This window comes from Flavobacterium sp. KH_001, assembly GCF_057840745.1.
Genome location: NZ_CM174520.1, coordinates 796,925 through 820,096, shown reverse-complemented (window position 1 = coordinate 820,096; position 23,172 = coordinate 796,925). Strand labels below are relative to the sequence as shown.

Sequence of the window (23,172 nt, the reverse complement as noted above, 5' to 3'; positions counted from 1 at the left end):
CTATTGTGTTGCGCATTAAAATGATTTTTTCTTTTTTTGTTAATTAAAATAATGTTTTTTTGAATTTAAGCGCTTGTTTTTTGTTAAAATCATAATTATTCGAACAGTGCTGTAGGTCTAAACTTGCAATAATCAATGATTTAAGGTTTAAAAGTGGCTTATTTATACGAAAAAACGCCTTAATTTTAGTTAAATCAAGGCGTTTCAGTTTGTTATGAAAACTCTTAAGAATATACTATTTGTTCTTTAAAAAGTGGTTCAACAAAAATGATGTCGAACTATCATGACTTTTTACGGTTTTTGAATTTATTTCGTCTAAAATAGAATTAGCCAATTGTTTTCCTAATTCAACTCCCCATTGATCAAAACTAAAAATGTTCCAGATAACACCCTGAACAAAAATTTTGTGTTCGTATAATGCGATTAGTGAACCTAAAGATTTAGGTGTTAATTTTTGAATCAAAATGGTATTGGTTGGTTTGTTTCCTGTGAAAACTTTAAAAGGCAATAAGTATGATGCTTTTTCTGGAGAAAGTCCTTGTTTGTCAAATTCAGCCTGAACTTGTGCCGGAGTTTTTCCGTTTAATAAAGCTTCTGTCTGAGCAAAAAAGTTTGACATTAATTTATCGTGGTGATCTTCGTTTCCGTATAAAGGTTTTACGAATCCAATAAAATCAGTCGGAATTAATTTTGTTCCTTGGTGAATTAATTGGAAGAAAGCATGTTGCGAATTTGTTCCCGGCTCTCCCCAGATAATCGTTCCGGTTTGATAGTTTACCGGTTTTCCGTCACGGCCAACACTTTTTCCGTTACTTTCCATTGTTGCCTGTTGCAAATACGGAGCTAATTTTTGTAAATATTGAGTGTAAGGAATTAAAGCTTCACTTTCAGCTCCAAAGAAATTATTATACCAAACACTTAATAATGCTAAGATTACCGGAATGTTTTCATCAAATTCTGCCGATTTGAAATGTTCGTCCATTTCGTTAGCACCATTCAATAAATCATTATAATTATCAAAACCAACAGCCAAAGCAATACTTAAACCAACAGCGCTCCATAAAGAGAATCTTCCGCCAACCCAATCCCACATAGGGAAAACGTTGTCTGGATTAATTCCGAATTCGGTTACTTTTTGAATATTAGTAGAAACAGCTACAAAGTGTTTTGCAATATCTTCCTGAGAAGCCGATTTCAAAAACCATTCTTTGATAGTTTCAGAATTTGATAATGTTTCCTGAGTGGTAAAAGTTTTAGAAACAATTAAAAATAAAGTGGTCTCCGGATTTAATTTTTTGATTACTTCATTTACGTGATCACCATCCACATTCGAAACAAAATGTAAATTCAGGTGGTTTTTGTAAAATTGTAAAGCTTCAACCGCCATAACCGGACCAAGATCTGAACCTCCAATTCCGATATTAACAATATCAGTAAAAGCCTTTCCGGTGAAGCCTTTTCTTTGACCAGAAATTACTTCATTTGTAAAGTTTTTGATTTTGTTTTTTACTTCATAAACTTCTGGAATTACATTCTCACCATCAACTTTAATTGTTGCTGATTCCGGAGCACGTAATGCAGTATGTAAAACCGCTCTGTTTTCTGTTTGGTTGATGATTTCTCCACCAAAATATTGAGCAATTGCCTCTTTTAATCCAATTGAATTTGCTAATTCTAATAAAAGTGAAATGGTTTCCTGACTAATATTATTTTTAGAATAATCTACTAAAAAGTCATTCCATTGTAAATTGAATTTTTCAACTCGGGCATTATCTTGTTGAAACAATTCTTGTATAGTAGTTTCGTGAATTGCATTATAGTGGTTTTGCAGATTTTTCCACGCTTCAGTCCCGGTTGGGTTTGTTGTGTTTAAAGCCATTTTTGTATTTAATTTGAGAAAGTGGTTATATGTGGTTTCTAAAACACAAAAATACTGAAATAACTTTTAAAAGCTTTAAGCTTCACAATTATATAACAATTAGTTACGAAAACGTTTTATAGGATTATCGCTTTTGAATTTTTGTAGTTATGATTATAGCACCATCATTTTCTTTATCATTATATATTATGCGACTGCTGTTTTTGTTTAAGAAGTCTAAGCTTAATATGTCGGATTTTTTAAGGGGTAGTAAAATTGTATCTTGTTTTTTATTGTAATTAAAAGGATTTCCGTCTATTACAATAAAAGGCGATTTGCCAATTTGGTCTTTCTCAATTGCATGGTTGATTGATTCTAATACAAAGTATTTATTTTTATCTGAGTCATTTAAAACAAAAGCATGTTGGTTGGAACATCCGATTGCTAATATCGATGAAAGTAGTAATAAGGTTCGTTTCATTAAGTGATCCGATTAATTAAGATGAAATTTTCATTACCAAATCTTCCACCACGGTCTTTTGTTAACTTCAATGGTTTTTTTCTCGGTATTAATTTCGATTCTTTTTGATAACTCAATTTTGATTTTCGAATCGTCAAAAAACAATTCACCAGCATCATTCATTCCAAGAGGAGATTTTGTTCTTTCTTTCCATTCTTCAGTTTGTAGTGCTGTAACTAATGCCGAATGAATTTTATCCTTAAATTTTTTTCGTGCTTTTTCTATAATTTCTTCTTCCAGGTTTGAAGATGAATTTTTAAAAAGTGAAATCGAATTGTCAGGAATGTTTAAAAGGAAAACCTGCGTTTTGTTTTCTATTTTCTGAATATCCAATACTTTAAAATAAGCAATAGTATCTAATAGAAAATGACCAATTTTTGCAGAATCAGGGTTGAATTTCGATAAATCTTTTGGATGGGCACTTGCAATTAAATACCTGATATTTCCGGAAAGGCCGCCGCCCAATGATGACATATCAGTAAAACCCTTTTCCTGAATTATTTGGCCTACTTTATAATTAGAAATTAAATTGTCAGGTAAATCAGTATCTCTGTAAAATAGTTTTAAACCCGAAAAAGTTTCATTGTAAATTGCTTTAAGACGTGCATTTTTCATTAGACTTTCGATTTCAGATATTTACAAATTACCAATACTATCCAATTCTCTTTTTAGTGGTTCCATTTGTTTCATGAAACGGTTTTTGTCATTTCCAGTCAAAGATTCTCCGGTTGGTAAGTTCAGTCGAAGCGCATCAACCTGAATTCCGTTTTTCCAGAATCTATAACAAACGTGTGGGCCGGTTGCAAGACCGGTGCTTCCAACTAGTCCAATGGTCTGTCCTTGTGTTACACGTTGCCCGCGACGAACTAAAATTCGTGACATGTGCAAATATTGAGTAGAGTAGGTTCCGTTGTGTTTTACTTTTACGAAGTTTCCATTTCCAGCTGTGTATCCGGTTGCTTCTACAACTCCGGCAGCGGTTGTCGAAATAGGTGTTCCGGTTGGAGCAGCATAATCGGTTCCTTTGTGTGCTTTCCAGGTATGTTGTACCGGGTGGAATCTGTTTGCTGTAAATCGTGAGGTGATTCGACTAAATTTAATTGGTGTTTTTAGGAAGAAGTTTTTCAAAGTTTTACCCTGATCATCATAGTATTCAACTTTTCCTGAAAGTGTGTCTTTTTCAAAAGGAAAAGCATAAACGATTTTTCCTTTATATTCAAAAAAGGCAGCTTCAAGATCTTCAACACCATCATAAGTTTTTCCGTTGATAAAGCGTTCGGTGAAAATTAAACCGTAACGATCTCCTTTTTTTAGTTTGAAGAAGTCAATTGACCATGAAAATACTTTGGTGATTCTGCTGGCTAAAGCTGTTTCTACACTTGCATTTCCTAAAGTTTCAGATAATGAACTTTTTAAAACACCACCAATTATTTTACGTTTAAAAGTAACAGGTTTTATTTTTTTATACGCTTTTGCAATACTATCCCTTAAGTCAACAACATAATAGGTTAGTGCATCCGGTTGATAAATAAAGACTTGTAATTTATTGGTTTTATTTTTAGCGCGAAGGAGTGTATAAGGTTTGTTGTAACGAATCGTCCTAACATTAAAAGAATCTTTTACCTGTTCGACAATATTAAATACTTGTTTGTCACCAATATTTTGATTTTGGATGATGGATCCAAAGGAATCTCCTTTTGATATTGTATCATTAACAACATTAAAGTCGGCGTAATTAAAACCAAATTCTACTTTTTTAGTTTTTGGTTTAGTGATTTTAGTTTCAACTTTCTCATCAGTTTTATTGCATGAAAATATTGAGAATAAAACGATTATAATTACGAATGCTTTTTTCAAACTTTTATTTTTTGTGGAAAATTAAATGGTTTCTTCATTTCCCCAATTGGACAATTCTTCTTCGGTCCACAATTTAGGAAAAAAGATGCGTCTTTGGTATTTTGGATGCATATATTTTTGCCAGTCACTTCCACCGGTTGCTTCTCCGTTACCTTTTCCGCTTTCTAAAATGTATTTTCTTGCCGTGTTCAAATGCTGCATAACCCAAGTAATATTCACTGTTTTATCATAATGACGCATTGCATTTATTAGTTCTTCATTTTGCTGATCTGTTTCTGGTAATTGAGTGAATTTTTGCCAAATATTTTTAGTCTTAAAAGTAGACATTTGTCTTAAAAAGGTAACTTTATATTTGTTTTCAAATTCCTGAAGCAGGTATGATTTTTCACCTGTTTGATAATCTTTACCGGCAGCTTGCCAATAAAGGTGCTCAAAACTAGTTTCTAAATCAGTGTTTTCGTCAAAATTTGGCTTGTATCTGCGATCTGTTAAATTGATTACATCAGTCGATGCAAATTCAATCAATCTATATTGTGCACTTTGAAAACCACTTGCTGGCGTAAGTGTATTTCTGAATTTCATATATTGATCGACTTCCATTCCGTTTTCCATGATACTGAATGAATTAGTAAGCATGTCAAAATATCTTGTGATTCTTGATAATCTTTCGCTGAAAAAAGCAACCTGAATATTTTCGGTATTGGCAATCTGATCAATTTCCCATAAAATCATCTTGAAAATTAATTCATTTACCTGATGATACATAATGAAAACCATTTCATCAGGAAGTGTCGTGCGTTGTGTTTGTAAACTTAAAAGCGCGTCAGTTTGAATATAGTCCCAGTAGGTAATTGGTTTTGACCAAAGTAAGCCTTCAAGCTGCACATCAGTTTTTTGATTTATAGCTTGAAATTTAAGGTCAATTTCGTTTAAGATTGATTCTGAATGATCAGTAAGGTTCATTATTTTTTTGCTTTAAATGGATTTTTTAATCCTTTATATTCGTCGAGATCTGCTTTAAGCGACCCTACCGCAAGATCCGCTTTAATTCTAATCGGAACTTTGTTGTCGTCATCTGTTATCCAGAGTGTTAAGCTTTCTTTTTCTTTAAAAACTCTTCCTGTTTGTACCATTGGTTTAAATACCATTGTAGAAACGGTGCCAAATTTAGTTGTAATATCCTGACGACCTATATATTTTAACTTAAATTTTGTGATTTCATCATCAAAAAACATGTCAATCGTAATAGATTCACCCGATTTAAGTTTGTCTATATTGGGGTGATTTCGTAAAAAATAAAAAGAAGAAACGATATCCTGCACATTATCTGTTGTAATGATCGTTTTTTCTGACTTTCGTTTATAGTCTTTTACTAATACACGATTCTCTGCCTGATTAAAAATACCTTCCTGATTTTTAGTATAGCCGCCTTCGTCTATTTTTCGGATATATCTATAAGGACTTCCGGTTTCTTTGTCAAAATAGCTTTCGTATAAATCTTCTACTTTAAAAAAGAATTTTGACATTCCGGTTGTGTAACCTTTACCCACCGCATGATGCACTTTTTTATTATTTATTATAGCGTCTTTAATTTCGAGTGTGGCATAACCAGCATTGACAATTCCGTAATGGATCCTGAATTTGAAGAATTCTCCCGTGCCAAATGCATCTTCTTTTTGAGTGTCAAAAGCAAGAGTAGTGAGAATTAATATGATGAGAACTAGCTTTTTCATAGTACAATATTTACATTTCATTATAAAGATAATTAAATGCAAATTCTATTCCAAATGTACCAAAACAAAAAAACTCAGTCAAGGAATGACTGAGTTTTTATGCTATTAACTAACCAAAAAACTATAAATTATGAAATTTATATCAATTCGGAAGGAAACCACCCCTTCCTGATTTGCGAGTGCAAAGATATGCGGAAAGTTCAAAAAAGAAATAGCAAAAGGCAAGTTTAACATAATATTTGCATAAAAAGCATCGTTTTACAGAGAATTATCCTGTTTAATGTAAAAATTTTGCGCTTTTACAATGTTCCTCTCAATTCTTGCTCTCTCTCAATCGACTCAAAAAGGGCTTTAAAGTTCCCTGCACCGAAGCCTTTTGCTCCCATTCGTTGAATAATTTCAAAAAATAGTGTTGGCCTGTCCTGAACTGGCTTAGTAAATATCTGTAATAAGTAACCATCTTCATCGGCATCAACCATGATGGCTAGTTTCTCAATTTCGTTTAAATCTTCTTTCATCATGTCCATATGAACACCTAATCTTTCAGGGATCGCCTGGTAATAAGTATGTGGTGGAGCAGATAAAAAATCAACACCTCTTGCTTTAAGTTGCGAAACCGTTTTGATAATATCATCTGTCGCAATGGCGATATGCTGAATTCCAGGTCCGCCATAAAAATCTAAATATTCTTCAATCTGAGATTTTTTCTTTCCTTCAGCTGGTTCATTGATTGGGAATTTAATTCTTCCGTTTCCATTAGACATTACTTTACTCATCAAAGCTGAATATTCAGTATTAATTTGTTTGTCATCAAATGACAAGAAATTTACGAATCCCATAACGTCTTCGTAGAATTTTACCCAGGTATTCATTTCGTTCCATCCCACATTTCCAACCATATGGTCAATGTATTTCAATCCGGTTGGTTCTGGGTTGTAATCTGATTTCCATTCTTTATAACCTGGTAAGAAAACGCCGTTGTAGTTTTTTCTCTCTACAAAAATGTGAACCGTTTCTCCATAAGTATAAATTCCGGAACGAACTACTTCTCCAAATTCATCTGATTCAACAGTTGGTTCCATGAAAGAACGGGCACCTCGTTTCATAGTTTCTTCGTAAGCACTTCTTGCATCTTCAACCCAAAGAGCGGCTACTTTTACGCCGTCGCCATGTTTTTGAAGATGTGCGTGAATAGGAGAATCTTGTGTTAAAGGAGTTGTCAAAACAATTCTGATTTTGTCTTGTTTCAAAACATAAGAGGCTTTGTCTTTAACTCCGGTTTCTAATCCGGCGTAAGCTAATGATTGGTATCCGAAAGCAGTTTTGTAATAATGGGCAGACTGTTTTGCATTTCCTACGTAGAATTCTACATAATCTGTTCCTAATAATGGAAGGAAATCTTGTGCTCCTTCAAAGATTTTTTCTAATCCGTATTCTACTGATTTTACTTCTTTTGACATAATGTTTATTTGTTTAATCGGTTAATCGTTTATTTGATTTCCGAAATGTTTTTTAAGATTGTTTTTTTAACCGCAAAGTTCGCAAGGATTTTACGCTAGGTTCGCAAAGTGTATCATAGCGATCTTTGCGTAAAATCCTTGCGAACTTTGCGGTTAGATCGACTCGATGAATTTACTCCGTCCAGGATTTATAGTATTGTCCATCATCCAATCCCATAGCTTCTTCCGTAACCATCAATGGTCTGAAAGTATCAACCATAACAGCTAATTCCTGGGTTTCTTTATGACCAATGCTGCGTTCCATTGCGCCTGGTGCGGGACCATGCGGAATTCCTTTTGGGTGTAAAGTGATATGACCTTGCTCGATATTATTACGGCTCATAAAATCGCCATCAACATAATAGAGTACTTCGTCAGAATCTATATTGCTGTGATTGTATGGCGCCGGAATTGCTTTCGGATGATAATCGTAAAGTCTCGGGCAGAAAGAACAAACGACAAAAGTGGCCGTTTCGAAAGTTTGATGTACCGGAGGCGGTTGGTGAACACGTCCCGTTATAGGTTCAAAATTATGAATTGAGAATCCATATGGAAAATTGTATCCGTCCCAACCCACAACGTCAAAAGGATGTGTGGCGTAAACTACTTCGTGAATCATGCCTTCTTTTTTGATTTTAATTAAAAAATCACCTTTTTCGTCATGTGTTTCCAACTCATTTGGCAAAATAAAATCACGTTCGCAAAATGGCGAGTGTTCTAAATGTTGCCCCGATTGGTTTTTATAACGTTTTGGAGTATAAAAAGGAGAATAAGATTCAACGTAAAATAGTCGGTTTTCTTCCGTCTCAAATTCTATTTGGTAAATAATGCCTCTAGGGATAATAAGATAATCGCCATATTCAAAAGGAATATTTCCTAGCATGGTTCTTAATTTTCCTTTTCCTTTATGGATGAAAAGCATTTCATCGGCGTCGGCATTTTTGTAGAAATAATTTCGAAGTGATTCTTTAGGCGCTGCTAGTCCTATAATACAGTCTTTATTGACTAACATGGCTTTGCGGCTGTCTAAAAAGTCATTCTCCGGTTTTAATTCAAAACCTTTAAAAAGTAATGATTTTATGTTTTTTCCGATTGCAATTTTTGGTTCAACCGAATAAGAGTTTAAAATTTCTTTGACCTGTGTTGGTCTGTGAACATGATAAGACAACGACGAATGTCCGTGAAAACCTTCGGTACCAAACAATTGTTCGTAGTAAAAACCTCCGTTTGGCTTTTCGAATTGGGTGTGTCTTTTTTGAGGGAAATCTCCAAGTTTATGATATAATGGCATGGCTTTTCAATTAGATAATTTGTAAATTAGATAATTCGAAAAAGGTGAATTGTGTGAACAGAAAACCAGCCCAACTTTGTGCTGACTAATTATCTCAATTCGATAGCTTCACTCAGGATTTCTCTTGATGAGGAATTGAAGATATTCTAATAAACCTGTCCATTTTGTTTTCATTATAACAAATGTCGTAATTTTTATTGATTTAAATTATAAATCATATCATTTAAGAGCGCAAATTAATCTAAAATTTTCGACATTACAACGATATAGTTATAGAATAATTCAATTTTTTCTCAATTAAAGCAAAAAAAGGAACAGTTTGCAAAAGTTGCGACCAGTCAAAAAGATTTGATAACCTGAGCAGAAAAAAATTAACCGCAAAGTGCGCAATTTTTTTACTATTAGACTTTTATAAAAATAGAAAGTTCGCAAAGCCTTATTGATTAAGCTTTGCGAACTCTGTATTTTCTGAAGATTACTATCAGATAAAAATCATTGCGAACTTTGCGGTTAAAAATCAAAGTCAGGATTAAAACATAAATCCAATACTAAACCAGGTAAAACTTTTAGACAATTCAGGAGACCATGATTGTTTAATTTCAATTGGACCAATAATAGTCTCTAATCCATAACCTACTGCATAGCCCGAATATTTAGGCATCGACACCCAATCAACAGTAGAAAAAATGTCATCACCCAGATTGGCGTAATTAGCAGCAAAGTTGACATGATTCTTTTTGAAAATTTCATAATCAAAAGTAATTCCTGCTTTGATGAAACTGTTTCCGGAAATACTCAGGAAATCATATCCGTAGAAATAATTGAAGTTATTTATTTTATTATAACCGTATCCACCTAGGATATAATCGAAAAATGGAACACTGTCGTTTCCAAAAGTTAAACCTGCATCAGCTTCAAATTTAAAAGTTGCTCTTCTAAATAAAGTATTAGCTATGGCAACTTCAGCTTTTGCCATAGAATAAGGTTTAAAAGTTTTGGTGTAATCTGAAGATCCTAAATACGTCTGTACATCTGTTGAAAAGAACAATCCGGAGCGCGGAAAGCTTTTCTTGTCAAATGAATCATATTTTAAGTAACCAAAAGCACTAAAATAACTGCTTTTATCGATAACATTATCTGTATTGGACAAGGTTGGCGAATTTATTTTTAAATATTTGTATTCTAAACCACCACCCATCAAAAACTTTTGTACAAAAATGGTTTGAAAATAGGCCTGATTGCTAACATCCATAAAATCAACATTTATTAAATTGATATCAGGACTTGGAGAAGCAAAATTTCCCAGATTGCTGGTTACATTTCTGTTAAATTGGTTTAGTCTTGAACGAAATCCAAAGCTGATGTTAAAACCATTTTCGACATAATAGTTTAAGTCATATCTAAAATTATCTCCTAAAATGATATCTAACGAAGTAACGTCATTTTTCAGGAATGTTTTTTTATGTGTAAGATTCAATAGAATAGCACTTTTATAAAGTCCGTCATAATGCAATCCCAGTTTTAAATAGGTTTGGGTTGGGTTTTCTTTCAGCACAAGATCTAAATCGTCTTTTTCTCCATTTGGTTGTAAACAATAGGAGATAGTGCTAAAGTTTTGGGTTGCATTTAAATTATTGATTCCGGTTTTCAGGTCATCATAGGTTATAGTACTTCCTGGTTTAAAACGAAGTTTACCATTGATGTATTCTTTAGTGTAGTTGTCTAATTGGTCGCTATTAATTTTTTTGATTTCAATGGTGTCAGTTTCGACTTTTAATTTTGGTTTTTTATAAAAATTTTCTTCAGTAACTAATGATTTAATTTTTTCGTAAACCGCAAAAGTGGCCTCTTCTCCTTTTCTGATGATTTCTTCTCCTCTGTCAAATGAAATTACACCAAAGTCACGAATGTCTGGTTTTACATATACATCAGTATCTTTTATTTTACTTTTCATTTTATCAATCGACTGGAGATTGGTAATCTGAACTAAAATTCGGGTAGCGTTTTTAAGATTTTTTCTTTTTAACAAATCGTCCTGAACATCAACACCAATTATAATATCGGCACCAAGATTTCGGACTTCCTTAATGGGGTAGTTATTGACAACACCACCGTCGACTAATAAATTGCCGTCAATTTCGACTGGAGTAAATAAAGATGGAAAGGCTGAACTTGCCATCATAGCCTGAACCAGATTTCCTTTGTTTAGCAAAACCTCTTCACCGGTTTCGATATTGGTTGCAATACATAAAAACGGAGTTGGGAGTTTATTGAAGTCACGCACATGACGAACATTTCTGGTCAGACTGCTCAATAAATTATAATTGTACATTCCTTTTGAAAGTGCCTCCGGAATTCCAACTCTGAAATTACTAAAAGGCAAAACTATGGCATATAATTCATCATTTTTTTTGCCATAAAAGTTTTTAGAAGATCGTGGAATATAATCGTTTATTAATTCGTCAAAATTAGTTTGCTTAAAGATGGAATCGATTTGGGAGCCATTATAGCCAGAGGCGTAAAGTCCACCAATTACAGCTCCCATACTGGTTCCGCCAATGTAGTCAATTTTTATTCCGGCTTCTTCCAGAACTTTTAAAACGCCAATATGTGCAAAACCTTTTGCGCCACCGCCACTTAATACTAAACCTATTTTTGGACGTTTAACGCTGTCTTGTTTTTGTACTTGCGAGAAGGAGTTTTGAGAATTGAATAATAAAGTAAGAAAAACTATTATGCTCCAAAAGCTTCCGATAATTGTCGGGACAGAAGAAAATCCTTTCGACCGGGTATTTGAAATGGAAAGCTGAATTTGGCGCATAAAAATATACTAGTTGGTTTTGTAAAAGTCGACAATTTTTTTGGCTTTTGATACTCCTATAACGTCAGATATTTCTTTTTCTGAAGCTAATTTTAATCTTTTAACACTTTTGAAATGTTGTATTAAAGTCAGCATGGTTTTTTCTCCAATTCCCGGAATGCTTTCTACAGATGAATTAAGTGCAGCTTTGCTTCGTTTGTCACGGTGAAATGTGATTCCGAAACGGTGCGCTTCATTACGTAATTGCTGAATTACTTTTAACGTTTCTGATTTTTTATCCAGATACAACGGAATAGAATCTCCAGGATAAAAAAGTTCTTCCAGACGTTTTGCAATTCCGATAATGGCAATTTTCCCACGTAATCCTAAATCATCAATACTTTTTAAAGCTGCTGATAATTGTCCTTTTCCTCCATCAATAATAATTAATTGGGGCAAAGGCTCTTTTTCGTCCAATAATCTTTTGTAACGGCGGTATACAATTTCCGTCATCGACGCAAAATCGTCTGGGCCTTCAACTGTTTTTACATTAAAATGCCGATAATCTTTTTTGCTTGGTTTTCCATCTTTAAAAACAACACAAGCTGCAACTGGATTTGTTCCCTGAATATTCGAGTTGTCAAAACATTCTATATGTCGCGGCTCAACCGGCAAACGTAAATCTTTTTGCATTTGCGCCATAATACGATTAACGTGGCGATCCGGATCTACAATCTGTAATTGTTTTAGTTGTTCAATTCTATAGAATTTAGCATTTCTAATAGATAAATCTAAAATCTGTTTTTTATCTCCAAGTTGTGGAACGGTTGTTTTAATTTTTTCCCCTAAATCAACTTCAAACGGAACAATGACTTCTTTTGATAATAAATGAAAGCGTTCGCGAAGTTCAATGATAGCTAATTCCAATAATTCTTCATCGCTTTCGTCCAGCTTTTTCTTAATTTCTAAAGTATGCGAACGAATAATCGATCCGTGTGAAATTTGCAGAAAATTGACATAAGCTGCACTTTCATCAGATACAATCGAAAAGACATCGACATTGGTGATTTTCGGATTAACAATCGTAGATCTTGATTGATAATTCTCGAGAACTTCTATTTTTTCTTTAATTTTCTGGGCTTCTTCAAAACGTAAATCCTGTGCATATTGATTCATTAAACGCTTGAAGTCCTTCATACTTTCTTTAAAATTCCCTTTCAAAATTTCGCGAATCGCATCAACTTGTCGCTGATAATCTTCTAATGATTCTATTCCCTCACAAGGTCCTTTACAATTGCCAATATGATATTCCAGGCAAACTTTAAATTTACCGGAAGTTATATTTGATTCACTTAAATCATAATTGCAGGTACGTAGAGGATACAATTCTTTGATTAACTCCAAAATCGTGTGCACAGTTTTGAAATTAGTATACGGCCCAAAATATTCAGAGCCGTCTTTAATCATTCTTCGGGTAGAAAATATTCTCGAAAAAGGCTCTTTTTTGATGCAAAGCCAAGGGTAACTTTTATCATCGCGAAGCAACACGTTATAACGCGGTTGCAAGGTTTTGATTAAGTTGTTTTCTAATAAAAGGGCATCCGTTTCCGTAGGAACAACGATGTGTTTTATAGTCACTATTTTTTTTACGAGCACATTCGTTTTTGCCGTATCGTGAATTTTATTGAAGTAGGAGGAAACCCTTTTTTTTAAATTTTTGGCCTTCCCAACGTACAATATTTTTTCGTCTTTGTCATAATATTGATACACGCCGGGATTGTCCGGCAAGGTTTGTATTTGAAGTAATAAAGACGGTTTATGCATTCTGTTTTTGTTTCTGTAGATGGTCGAAAAGCATTCTGAAAAACCGTTCTGTTTTTCGGGAAAAGCTTAACATGGATTTAGATTCAAATTTACGAAATCAAAAGAATAATTTCTATATTTAGATTTTATAATTCTATATGAAAAATAACAAGCCCATGATTATTTTTGGCGAACCGGTTTTGCCAGGAGAAAATAGAACAATAAACGTTGAGATTGCCCGATTACACACGACCACAAAACTGAATATTCCGGTTATTGTGCGTCGTTCTAAAATAGATGGTCCGGTGGTTTTGTTCTCAGCCGGAATTCACGGTGACGAAATAAACGGAGTCGAAATTGTGCGACAGCTGATCAGTAAAAAAATAAATCGGCCAACACGCGGGACCATCATTTGTATTCCGATTATTAATATGTATGGTTTTGTAAATAAATCAAGAGAATTTCCTGATGGCCGTGATTTAAATCGTGTTTTCCCCGGAAGTAAAAAAGGTTCTCTCGCTAGTCGTTTTGCGTTTCATATTGTGGCTGAAATTTTGCCTGTTATTGATTATGCAGTCGATTTTCATGCCGGAGGCGCAAGCAGATTTAATGCACCACAAATCAGGATAAGTGAAAACAATCCGGAATTAAAACTTTTGGCAGATGTTTTTAATGCGCCATTTACCCTGTATTCAAAAAATATTACGGGTTCTTTTAGAAATACATCTGAAAAAGCAAATGTAAAAATGCTGCTTTTTGAAGGGGGAAAATCATTGGATATTAATAATGCTATCGCCAATGAAGGTGTAAAGGGAGTGAAGCGTTTGCTGAATTACCTGAACATGCTCGATTCAAAACAAATTGTTGAAGACGCTCTTTTTCCTTCAATTTACATTAAATACTCGGTTTGGTTGCGGGCTAAATGTTCTGGTTTATTGCACGATTATAATTTGATTGGAAAATTTGTAACCAAAGGAACAATTCTGGCGATTATAACAGATCCGTTTGGTAAATTCGAGCAAAAAGTAAAAGCGCCACATGATGGTTACATCATCAATGCCAATCATTCGCCAATTGTTTATGAAGGCGATGCTATTTACCATATTTCTAAAACCCTTCCTGATGGCGACGAATAAAAAAGAATTACGCTTACACTATAAAAATCTTCGAATAGAATTGTCAATAGATGATATCGAAGAAAAAAGTCTGGCTATTGCCAATGAAGTATTGAAATTGCCGATCTGGGAGAAAACCTATTACCATGTTTTTCTTCCTATTGAAGAACAAAAAGAAGTCAATACCGAATATATTCTACATTTGCTTTCTGGAAAAGATAAAGAAATTGTGGTGTCGAAAAGTGATTTTGAAACAAGGAAGATGTTTCACTTTTTATTGACTGATAATACTAAAATCAAAAAAAACGAATATAATATTCCCGAACCGATAAATGGCTTACCAGTTCCATCTGAAACTATTGAAGTTGTTTTTGTGCCACTTCTGGCTTTTGATGTTTTTGGAAATCGCATTGGATACGGAAAAGGTTTTTATGATAAATTTTTAGCCGAATGCAAACCGGAAACCATTAAAATTGGACTTTCGTTTTTTGAAGCGGTAAATCAAATTGATGATGTTTTTGAATCTGATGTAAAGTTGGATTATTGTGTGACGCCTGAGAAGGTTTATAAATTTTAAAAGAAGTAATTATTATTTAAATTTATGAGAAGCAGATTCCTTTTTAACTTGATGTTTTTTCTTGTTTTATTTGTAGGCTGTAAGTCCGATGATAAGGAAAATATAGAAAATGTTCTTTTAAAATCTGCATTGAAAACAGATGATAATAATATAAACGAGGTGTTTGTTGTTTTTTATGAGGGTAAAAAAGGAGTAGAGTTTCAATCTAAAAAGAATTTTACGTTTAGTCTTAAATATGGCAATTCTTCTTTTAAGTATAGTGATTTTTCTGAAGAAGGTCTTTTAAAAAAAAATAAGGATAGTATTTTAGTATCTCACGATGAAAAGAGAAAAATTGACAATTTTTTTAAACATGAAAATTTATTATTTAAAAATGTTTATGGGGACACGATAGGAGAGAAATCTCTTTGGAAAATTTACTTTATAAATAAAGAAGGATCAATTTTTAAATTTATGGATATTGACGGTGAAACGCAAGATCAAGAGATAAAATCCTTAAAATCTAGTTGTGATTTTTTACTAGAAAAGTTAAAGGACAAATCGTAAAATAAGGTATTTGAAGCTTGTATTTTTATTCTTAGTTATAAGTAAATGTGTGCTGTAGATAGATGAAAAATTAAGTTTACTTATATCACTTACATGGTTTAAATATGCAATAAAGAGTAAAATAAAAAATCCCAAACATCAATTTTATAATTGGAATTTGGGATTTTTATATTGTAATTTAAGAAATTTTATTTCACTTCCTTAATAGTCGAAGCATCAATCCAGCCTTCGGTTCCGTCTGTTAATTCTATTTTTTTCCAGTTTTGAAGTGTTTCCGTTACATAAACTTTCGCACCTTCATGCAATACAAAAATAGCCGATCCTGCTTTTTGTGGTTCGCTTCTAACTTCGCTAACTTCTGAAAAAACAATTGCCGGACGATCGTTGTCATAATGATCTTTCTCTGACATTGCTGCTGCAACACTTAGCAGTACACCAACCAGCAATACAAACATTCCAATAAAATATAATCTTTTTGAAAGCGTAAGCTGCGAAAAATAATACCCAATAAAACTCAATAAGAAAAGAAAAGCAATCCCTACAGCAATTTTAGCCCAGGTATTGTAATCGAAAATTCCTGTAAAGTTTTGGATCAATTTTGCAAAACCTACTTTCGGAACTTCTTTAATCTCGTCAATAGTTAGTTTTTTGGCGAATTTTAAGTTGTTTAAAGTCTGTTCATCGTGTGGTTTTAAAACCAATGCTTTTTCATAATTATAAATCGAGGGAGCCACCTTATTTAGTTTGTAATAGCAATTCGCCAAATTAAAATATAATTCAGCCGAGTGTTCTTTATTTTCTTTAAGAACATTTTCATATTCCTGCGCGGCTTGCTCAAACTTGTTATCCTGATACAAAAGATTCCCTTTTTCAAAGCTGCTTTGAGCAAAGAAAACCTGAGTAATTAATAAAAAGAGATATACTATATTTTTCATTCTTATTTTATTTAAAGGAAAGTTTTTTAGAGAACTCTCAAACTTTGTGAACTTAAAATCAACACAATCCAAATCACTTTTCTTAGCGCACTTTGTGGTAAAATTAACTTAGCGGTTAAAAAATTAAATGATCTGTTTTTCTAATTCAGAGATAATCAAAACAGCCTTATCAAAATCTTGCTGAATCGAAGCACTTGAAGCCGGAGCATAACGCGCAAATTCACAGTTCTCTGTCAAATTAATGAAACTCTGAACCGTTTCAGGGTTTGCATTTCTGGACAATAATAATTCACGAATATTGTCTTTGCTCATTTCTGAAGTTTCGATATGCAGTTTCGCTTTCAGGAAATTATGCATTGCTTTCTCCAAAGCAATATAAAATGGCTCTTTATTGTTAAGCTGTTTTTTAGCTTCAGACAAATATTTCTTAGCCAGCTTATTGTTCATTTTAATTCGGTTTCCGAAAACATCGCTGTCAATTGCTTCTTTCTTCTTTTTAACCAAAACAATAATTGGTAAAATAAGGAAAGGTGCTAATAACAATCCGTAATATAAATTTGAACCATAAAAATCATTTTTAGTCATTGATACTAAAGTAGTTTTTGGTTTGATGTATCTGAATTGTTCTGTTTTAGTAATCGCATTTTTCGCTGCACTTGCTGTTGCGTTTGCTTCTGCCTGCATTGGTCCGTCTAAAACGTCAACTGAAATTTCCTGAGAAGTAATGGTTTTATATGATCCGGAACTCAAATCAAAATATGAAAACTGCATTGGTTTTATAATGTACTTTCCTTTGTATTGCGGAATGATAGTATACTTGTCAGAAATTTTTCCTGACATTCCAGCCAATGAAGTGGTCACTTTTTCGTCATGAACAGGATCGTACATTTCTAATGCATTTGGAACAACTGGTTTCGGAAGTGTAAACAATTTCATGTTTCCGCTTCCTGCAGCACTTACAACCAAATCAAGACTTTCGCCATTTTTTAAAGTAGTTTTGGAAGGAGTAACCGTAAAATTGAATTTACCAACAGCTCCTGTGAAACCTTCAGGCTTACTACCTTCAGGAAGTGGTCTCACATTGATGGTTTTCGCTCCTGCTGAAACGACTTTATTATCCTCAGAAAGAATCATTTGACCAAACATGTCACGACGATTTGTGGGTAATTGCACCCCAATATCAAGTGAAAGAGGTTCAATTGTGAGTTTTCCTGATTTTTGCGGATATAAAATGGTCTTTTTCAAAACTACAAAATAGCATCTTTGTCCTCTGTAACTTCCTTCTTCAATAGCTAACTGTTTGATTTCTATATTCTGATTCCAGAAATCATTGTATTTTGGTTTTCCTAGTTCTTTAAAACCGGTAACATTAATGTTGTTGAAGTATAATTTATAAACCACAGTGATTGGTTCATTCAAATATGGATTTGTTTTTGAAATTTCAGCAACCAAATTCAATGTTTCACTTCCGGCGCCGCCTTGTGGTCTAGGATCGTTTGGATCTCTTTCTTCGGCAACAGCATTGGTTACAACGATTTTTTGAGGGGTCGTTTTGTATTTCTGACCATTAAACTCAATTGCAGCCTGTTTAATAGTTAAAGTTCCTTTTTGTGCAGGTTGTAATATATAAGAATATATTTTTTGAAAAGAGCTTCGTCCGTTAACCCAGGATTGACTTATCTGCTGACTTGGTCCTGCTACAATTCTAAATCCGTCAAATGAAGGCTGTTCGAAGTTATCCCCGTCAACATTCATGATGAAGTCAATACGAAGTCTCTCGTTTATACCAAGCGAGTTTTTGCTTACTCTGGCTTCAAATTGAACTTGAGCCATAAGCCCTTGAAAAGTGAATAGTAATAGAATTAAATATCTTTTCATTAAATTGTTTTCAGTTTTTGTTTAACTGTTTAATTGTTATTTGTTTAATCGGTTTTTTTAAAGTTTTATTGTCTATTCGAATAAACAGTTAAACGAATAAACGATTAACCCAAAAAATTACCAGTCTTTTTCTGTTTTCTTCGGACTTCCTTTTACTTTTTGAGCATTTACTTTGTCCTGAATTTTCTTTTCTTCGTTGTTAACGGCATCTAATAAATTCTGAACACGTTCTTTTGAAATTCCGCCAGGCTGTGGTTTTGGTTCTCCTTTGTTGTCTGATTTATCATCTTTCTTCGGATCATTTTTACCATCTTTCTTATCCTTGTCTTTGTCGCCTTTGTCGTCTTTTTTGTCTTTATCTTTATCCTTATTTTTGTCTTTGTCCTTGTCCTTATCTTTGTTTTTATCCTTGTCTTTGTCTTTATTCTTATCCTTGTTTTTATCGTTTTTCGGAGGATTTTCTTTTAATTTTTGTTTGGCCAAAGCATAATTATAACGCGTTTCATCATCAGTAGGATCATTGCGCAAAGCTTGTTTGTAAGCTTCAACAGCTTGCGTATAATCTTTCTCTTTCATGAAAACATTTCCTAAATTATGAAATGCCTTATGTTTTTCAGGTCTTGTTTTTGCGTTTTTAATCGCGCTTCCATAAGCAAATTTTGCCTCAGAAACCTGGTTTTGTTTGTAAATGGTATTTCCTAAATTATAAGAAGCTGCGGCTTTTTTTGGGAATTTTGACTTCGAAATTCTATAATTTGCCTCAGCATCAACAAATTTATTCTGCTTATATTCTTCATTGGCATCAGGCAATGTCTTGTCTTTTTCCTGAGCCGAAACAGCTAAAGAAAACGTTAGTAAAATATAAAGAAGTAAATTTTTCATTCTAATTTTTTTAATTTTTTGTTCCGAAATAAATTCCAAAACAATTATTTCTTTTCGTTAAATAAATTCAATTCTTTTATCCAGTTTGTTTTTCTTTCCAGAAGGAAAATATCGACAAACAACAATAAGAACGCAAAGCCTAAAAACCATTGAAATTGCGATTGGAAATCGGCCATTTGAGTTGCTTCGAATTCTGTTTTCTGAATGTTATTTAATGCATTTTTTACGTAATCTAAAACCTCTTTGGTACTTCCTCCATATACATAGCCGCCTTTTGTTGCTTTTGCGATTGCTTTCAGTCCGTCCTGATTTAGTTTTGTAATAACAACTTCTCCGTTTTGATCTCTCTGGAAGCTTTTTACGATTCCATTTTCTTTTAACGGAATAGTACCGCCTTTTTCTGTTCCGATACCAATTGTAATAATTTTCATTCCCAATTTGTTGGCTTCTTCCGCTGCTGCAGAAGCACCTTCAGAATGATCTTCTCCGTCAGAAATCAAAATCAATAACTTGCTTGTTTTGCTTTTTTCATCAAAATAAGTAGAGGATAATCGAATAGCTTCATCCAAAGAAGTTCCCTGAGATGAAACCATATCCGGGCTCATACTTTGCAGGAACATTTTAGCTACGCTATAATCGGTTGTAATTGGCAAAACCGGGAAAGCACTTCCCGCATAGGCAACAATTCCGATTCGGTCACTTCCTAAATTATTGATAATCTGCGAAACCAATTGTTTACTTTTTTCTAAACGACTTGGTGCCACATCTTCGGCCAGCATACTTTTAGAAACGTCGACTGCAAAAACAATATCAATACCTTCACGTTTTACGGTTTCCATTTTAGTTCCAATCTTCGGATTTACTAATCCGATAATCAAACACGCAAGTGCTAAAAGTAGTATGGATAATTTTAATACAGGTTTAAAAACAGAACGTTCAGGGCTCAGTTTTTTAACCATTTCCAAATCACCAAATTCACGTTGTTTTTTTCTTTTCCAATACATATTGAAAAGGAAAATACACACCACAATTGGCAGTAAGAATAAAAGGTATAAATATTTTTTTTCGTCTAATTCCATATAATTTTTAAATTCCAATTCCGATAGCTATCGGGACAAATTCCAAATTCCAATTCTTCTTTTTATTTAAAACTTTTCAAATTCCAAATTCCAATTTGTTATTTGGAATTTCAAAAATTGGAATTTTTTAATTTTGAAAAAATTAAATAAAGCTTCTGTAAACTGTATTTCTTAAACCAACTTCTAACAACAATAAAAAGGCTGCCAGTAAAACAAAACCTCTGTATTTTTCGTCGTAATCATAGAATTTTAATTCCTGAATTTCTGTTGTTTCTAATTTATTGATCGCGCTGTAAATTTGTGCCAAACGTTCGTTGCTTGTTGCTCTAAAATAGGTCCCGTCTGTTTTACGGGCAATACTTTTCATTAATTTTTCGTCAATTTCAACCTTTTGCATTTTGAATAAAAAACCTCCGTTTGGTGCGTATGCGTACGGAGATGGTGCCATTCCGTTGGTTCCAACTCCAATCGTATATACTTTTATACCGTATTGTTTTGCAATATCGGCAGCCGTTTCAGGCTCAATAAAACCGGCATTATTAACACCGTCTGTCATTAAAATAATGACACGGCTTTTAGCTTTGCTGTCTTTAAGTCTGTTTACTGCTGTTGCCAATCCCATTCCTATTCCTGTTCCGTCTACTAAAAGATTATCGTATTTAATTTCTTTTATCGCTTCTAAAATGATTGCTTTATCGCTTGTGACTGGAGTTTTGGTATAAGCTTCAGAAGCATATAAAACCAATCCAATTCTGTCATTTGGTCTTTCCTCAACAAATTCTCCGGCCACTCTTTTTAAGGCCTCCATACGGTTTGGCTTTAAATCTTTAGCCAGCATACTTCCTGAAACGTCAATTGCCATTACAATATCAATTCCTTTGGTTGTTTTAGTCTGATTGCTGATATCTACTGTTCTCGGCCTTGCCAATGCAATAATCAGAGAACTTAGCGCAATAATTCTGAATACGTATAAACAAGGTTTTAATTTTGTTAATAAGGATTCGCTGTTTTTAAAACCCTGAGTTGAACTCATTTTTAAAGTAGGCGATTGCTGATTTCGTTTCCAGAAAAACCAAGCGATTGCAATTGGAATTAAAAGAAACAACCAAAAAAATTCTGGATTTAAAAAAGTTATCTTTTCCATTAATTGCTCGCTTTTTGAAGTTCAACAGAATTTAAAATTCGGGTTGTAATGTCATTTGCATATTTGTCGCCTTCCTGATGTAAAATCATAATTTGCTGTAATCCCTGATCTTGTTTAAAAAGCAAAATTTCATAATATGCTTTTGTACTTGTCTTGCTGGCAGGATTTAAAACTGTCATTGTTCCATATCCTTTTAGACCCTGAATACCTGAATTAGTCTGGAAATCTTCTTGTTTTACAATAATATTTTGCCCTCCCTGGGCTTCAATAATTTTTAAAGTACCCTCTAAAGTTTTTGCTAAATCAAGTTCAAAAGGATTTTTAAATTTACTGGTTGAAACGGTAACATAGAAATTGTCAATCATACTTCCGTAGGCGAAAAGCTGCATTTCTTTGATCAAAGCCATCGCTTCTTTAGGTAATACTTTTTGGGTGTCCATTCGTTTTAAAACTTTTGGAGTTTCAATTTGAACAGCTGGATTTCCGTAAGCACTTTTTACCCATTCACCTTCTAATAATTCTTTTGAAGGATGACCAATAACATTATCCTTTACATAAGCGAAGCCTTTTGTTATAACGAAAAAGGTTGTTGTCGCAGTTAATAAGAATACAACTGTTGCCACGGCAAGAGTAATTCGTTTGTTGCGTTTTTTACGCAATTGAAGCTGAATTTGCTTTTGTCTTTGCGCTTCGTTCAATAATTGATCTTCTTCCTCAGCCGGAACTTCAGTCGGGATTGCATTATCAAGCGTTAAAATTACTTTCTGAATTTTATTTCTGTCATCCGTAATTTCAAAATCTAAAGGTTTAGATTTTGCAAATTTTACTAAATCCGCCTGACGTAAAACGCGTTCTAAATTCTCAACGGTTTCAGGAGTCAAAGTCATTTTCTTTTTGGTAGAAGCCAATCTTATCGCCTGAATCAATTCAGAAGTAGTGCTTTCCATTGCCGGAATATGAATCGCTTCTTCAATATAGTTACGGGCAATATCCGTCAGTTCACTATAGTATTCTTTGATTTCGCCTTTTTGAACTAATTCTTTTGATTCCAGGTTATTCAATAAACTCGTCGCTTTTTCGATTGGCGTTTTATAAACTTCTTCTTCGATTTTTTTCTTCTGATGTTTTTTAACATACCAATATACAAAAGCACCTATTGCAAGAATTACAATTACAATCAAAACATAAATCCACCAATCGTTATTACTTTCAGCACTGGAAATATCTTTGATGTCGTACATTTTTTGTTGTAAAGTATCCACTTTTACATTGGCTACTTCAACGCGAATAGAATCTGATAAATAAGGTTTTTTATCAATTAAAATTTTGATACCCGGAATGGTATATTTTCCTGAATCAAATTGGGTTAAGCCGTATTTTTTTATTAATTCGTAAGTGTCGTTTTTCTTAACGGTATCAATTGGATAGGATTGAATTACTTCTAAAGGACCAATGTTTTTTAACTTCGGAAAAACAACTTTCGATTTTGAGCTTACAACCGTTTTAAGCGTTAACTTAAATTCGGCTCCAATTTTATTTTTTGTAGTATCAATACTTGTTTCAACTTGTTTTTGTTGCGCAAAAACAGCTGAAGTAAGCAAAAATAGAAATATGTAAAATTTTAATTTCATTTGATTTTTGATTCAGATTTTAGT

19 protein-coding genes are annotated in these 23,172 nt (G+C 33.3%); 3 read left to right on the top strand and 16 right to left on the bottom strand.

The annotated features are described in order from the left end of the window. Nucleotides 1-235: 235 nt before the first annotated feature. The 10 genes from pgi to uvrC form a co-directional block, all read right to left on the bottom strand. Complete coding sequence (pgi, locus tag AC3ITQ_RS03830; RefSeq protein WP_489236883.1) at nt 236-1,879, bottom strand: glucose-6-phosphate isomerase; 1,644 nt, start codon at nt 1,877-1,879, stop codon at nt 236-238. Nucleotides 1,880-2,003: 124 nt separating this feature from the next. Continuing rightward, entirely contained in the window at nt 2,004-2,339 is a 336-nt protein-coding gene (locus AC3ITQ_RS03825) for a hypothetical protein (protein ID WP_489236882.1), read from the bottom strand. A 33-nt stretch (nt 2,340-2,372) separates the two neighbouring features. Then, nucleotides 2,373-2,993, bottom strand: coding sequence for a hypothetical protein (locus tag AC3ITQ_RS03820; protein ID WP_489236881.1), 621 nt, complete (start codon nt 2,991-2,993; stop codon nt 2,373-2,375). A 21-nt stretch (nt 2,994-3,014) separates the two neighbouring features. Next, nucleotides 3,015-4,235: a M23 family metallopeptidase gene (locus tag AC3ITQ_RS03815; protein ID WP_489236880.1), complete on the bottom strand. Its 1,221-nt coding sequence runs from the start codon at nt 4,233-4,235 to the stop codon at nt 3,015-3,017. Between the two features lie 21 nt (nt 4,236-4,256). Next, nucleotides 4,257-5,198: a tryptophan 2,3-dioxygenase family protein gene (locus tag AC3ITQ_RS03810; RefSeq protein ID WP_489236879.1), complete on the bottom strand. Its 942-nt coding sequence runs from the start codon at nt 5,196-5,198 to the stop codon at nt 4,257-4,259. Then, complete coding sequence (locus AC3ITQ_RS03805; protein ID WP_489236878.1) at nt 5,198-5,968, bottom strand: DUF3108 domain-containing protein; 771 nt, start codon at nt 5,966-5,968, stop codon at nt 5,198-5,200. Before AC3ITQ_RS03805 ends, AC3ITQ_RS03810 begins: the two co-directional genes overlap by 1 nt. Nucleotides 5,969-6,267: 299 nt before the next feature. Beyond that, nucleotides 6,268-7,428: a 4-hydroxyphenylpyruvate dioxygenase gene (hppD, locus tag AC3ITQ_RS03800; protein WP_489236877.1), complete on the bottom strand. Its 1,161-nt coding sequence runs from the start codon at nt 7,426-7,428 to the stop codon at nt 6,268-6,270. A 172-nt stretch (nt 7,429-7,600) separates the two neighbouring features. After that, on the bottom strand, nt 7,601-8,758 hold the full coding sequence (locus AC3ITQ_RS03795; protein ID WP_110837013.1) for a homogentisate 1,2-dioxygenase: 1,158 nt from the start codon (nt 8,756-8,758) through the stop codon (nt 7,601-7,603). A gap of 529 nt (nt 8,759-9,287) precedes the next feature. Further along, nucleotides 9,288-11,579 carry a patatin-like phospholipase family protein gene (locus AC3ITQ_RS03790; RefSeq protein WP_489236876.1) on the bottom strand — a complete coding sequence of 764 codons (2,292 nt, stop codon included), beginning with the start codon at nt 11,577-11,579 and terminating at the stop codon, nt 9,288-9,290. A gap of 9 nt (nt 11,580-11,588) precedes the next feature. Continuing rightward, nucleotides 11,589-13,382 (bottom strand): excinuclease ABC subunit UvrC, encoded by a 1,794-nt coding sequence (gene uvrC / locus AC3ITQ_RS03785; RefSeq protein ID WP_489236875.1) that lies wholly within the window; start codon nt 13,380-13,382, stop codon nt 11,589-11,591. 137 nt (nt 13,383-13,519) lie between these two features. On the opposite strand from uvrC, the gene AC3ITQ_RS03780 reads away from it, so the two are divergent. The 3 genes from AC3ITQ_RS03780 to AC3ITQ_RS03770 are packed head-to-tail and all read left to right on the top strand — an operon-like array spanning nt 13,520 to nt 15,599. Further along, the gene (locus AC3ITQ_RS03780) at nt 13,520-14,497 is read left to right on the top strand and encodes a succinylglutamate desuccinylase/aspartoacylase family protein (RefSeq protein WP_194657529.1); all 978 of its coding nucleotides are present in this window, start codon (nt 13,520-13,522) and stop codon (nt 14,495-14,497) included. Further along, a complete protein-coding gene (locus tag AC3ITQ_RS03775; RefSeq protein ID WP_489236874.1) occupies nt 14,484-15,053 on the top strand; it encodes a 5-formyltetrahydrofolate cyclo-ligase in 570 nt (189 codons plus the stop codon). The genes AC3ITQ_RS03780 and AC3ITQ_RS03775 overlap by 14 nt, the downstream gene beginning before the upstream one ends. 24 nt (nt 15,054-15,077) lie before the next feature. Continuing rightward, nucleotides 15,078-15,599, top strand: coding sequence for a hypothetical protein (locus tag AC3ITQ_RS03770; protein WP_489236873.1), 522 nt, complete (start codon nt 15,078-15,080; stop codon nt 15,597-15,599). A gap of 188 nt (nt 15,600-15,787) precedes the next feature. On the opposite strand, the gene AC3ITQ_RS03765 is transcribed toward AC3ITQ_RS03770, so the two are convergent. The 6 genes from AC3ITQ_RS03765 to AC3ITQ_RS03740 form a co-directional block, all read right to left on the bottom strand. Beyond that, entirely contained in the window at nt 15,788-16,534 is a 747-nt protein-coding gene (locus AC3ITQ_RS03765; RefSeq protein ID WP_489236872.1) for a tetratricopeptide repeat protein, read from the bottom strand. A gap of 123 nt (nt 16,535-16,657) precedes the next feature. Further along, entirely contained in the window at nt 16,658-18,412 is a 1,755-nt protein-coding gene (locus AC3ITQ_RS03760; protein ID WP_489236871.1) for a BatD family protein, read from the bottom strand. A gap of 117 nt (nt 18,413-18,529) precedes the next feature. Then, nucleotides 18,530-19,294 (bottom strand): tetratricopeptide repeat protein, encoded by a 765-nt coding sequence (locus AC3ITQ_RS03755; RefSeq protein WP_489236870.1) that lies wholly within the window; start codon nt 19,292-19,294, stop codon nt 18,530-18,532. A 44-nt stretch (nt 19,295-19,338) separates the two neighbouring features. Further along, nucleotides 19,339-20,373 carry a VWA domain-containing protein gene (locus AC3ITQ_RS03750; RefSeq protein WP_489236869.1) on the bottom strand — a complete coding sequence of 345 codons (1,035 nt, stop codon included), beginning with the start codon at nt 20,371-20,373 and terminating at the stop codon, nt 19,339-19,341. Nucleotides 20,374-20,515: 142 nt separating this feature from the next. Next, nucleotides 20,516-21,517 carry a vWA domain-containing protein gene (locus AC3ITQ_RS03745; RefSeq protein WP_489236868.1) on the bottom strand — a complete coding sequence of 334 codons (1,002 nt, stop codon included), beginning with the start codon at nt 21,515-21,517 and terminating at the stop codon, nt 20,516-20,518. Continuing rightward, a complete protein-coding gene (locus AC3ITQ_RS03740) occupies nt 21,517-23,148 on the bottom strand; it encodes a hypothetical protein (protein ID WP_489236867.1) in 1,632 nt (543 codons plus the stop codon). Before AC3ITQ_RS03740 ends, AC3ITQ_RS03745 begins: the two co-directional genes overlap by 1 nt. Nucleotides 23,149-23,172 lie beyond the last annotated feature (24 nt).

Excerpts from the sequence above, each read along its gene's own strand:
- AC3ITQ_RS03790 (WP_489236876.1), bottom strand. The coding sequence starts at position 11,579 with ATGCGCCAAATTCAGCTTTCCATTTCAAATACCCGGTCGAAAGGATTT.
- AC3ITQ_RS03780 (WP_194657529.1), top strand. The coding sequence starts at position 13,520 with ATGAAAAATAACAAGCCCATGATTATTTTTGGCGAACCGGTTTTGCCA.
- AC3ITQ_RS03745 (WP_489236868.1), bottom strand. The coding sequence starts at position 21,517 with ATGGAAAAGATAACTTTTTTAAATCCAGAATTTTTTTGGTTGTTTCTT.
- AC3ITQ_RS03805 (WP_489236878.1), bottom strand. The coding sequence starts at position 5,968 with ATGAAAAAGCTAGTTCTCATCATATTAATTCTCACTACTCTTGCTTTT.
- AC3ITQ_RS03775 (WP_489236874.1), top strand. The coding sequence starts at position 14,484 with ATGGCGACGAATAAAAAAGAATTACGCTTACACTATAAAAATCTTCGA.
- AC3ITQ_RS03765 (WP_489236872.1), bottom strand. The coding sequence starts at position 16,534 with ATGAAAAATATAGTATATCTCTTTTTATTAATTACTCAGGTTTTCTTT.
- uvrC (WP_489236875.1), bottom strand. The coding sequence starts at position 13,382 with ATGCATAAACCGTCTTTATTACTTCAAATACAAACCTTGCCGGACAAT.
- hppD (WP_489236877.1), bottom strand. The coding sequence starts at position 7,428 with ATGTCAAAAGAAGTAAAATCAGTAGAATACGGATTAGAAAAAATCTTT.
- AC3ITQ_RS03770 (WP_489236873.1), top strand. The coding sequence starts at position 15,078 with ATGAGAAGCAGATTCCTTTTTAACTTGATGTTTTTTCTTGTTTTATTT.
- AC3ITQ_RS03755 (WP_489236870.1), bottom strand. The coding sequence starts at position 19,294 with ATGAAAAATTTACTTCTTTATATTTTACTAACGTTTTCTTTAGCTGTT.
- AC3ITQ_RS03820 (WP_489236881.1), bottom strand. The coding sequence starts at position 2,993 with ATGAAAAATGCACGTCTTAAAGCAATTTACAATGAAACTTTTTCGGGT.
- AC3ITQ_RS03825 (WP_489236882.1), bottom strand. The coding sequence starts at position 2,339 with ATGAAACGAACCTTATTACTACTTTCATCGATATTAGCAATCGGATGT.
- AC3ITQ_RS03760 (WP_489236871.1), bottom strand. The coding sequence starts at position 18,412 with ATGAAAAGATATTTAATTCTATTACTATTCACTTTTCAAGGGCTTATG.
- AC3ITQ_RS03810 (WP_489236879.1), bottom strand. The coding sequence starts at position 5,198 with ATGAACCTTACTGATCATTCAGAATCAATCTTAAACGAAATTGACCTT.
- AC3ITQ_RS03750 (WP_489236869.1), bottom strand. The coding sequence starts at position 20,373 with ATGGAATTAGACGAAAAAAAATATTTATACCTTTTATTCTTACTGCCA.
- pgi (WP_489236883.1), bottom strand. The coding sequence starts at position 1,879 with ATGGCTTTAAACACAACAAACCCAACCGGGACTGAAGCGTGGAAAAAT.
- AC3ITQ_RS03795 (WP_110837013.1), bottom strand. The coding sequence starts at position 8,758 with ATGCCATTATATCATAAACTTGGAGATTTCCCTCAAAAAAGACACACC.
- AC3ITQ_RS03740 (WP_489236867.1), bottom strand. The coding sequence starts at position 23,148 with ATGAAATTAAAATTTTACATATTTCTATTTTTGCTTACTTCAGCTGTT.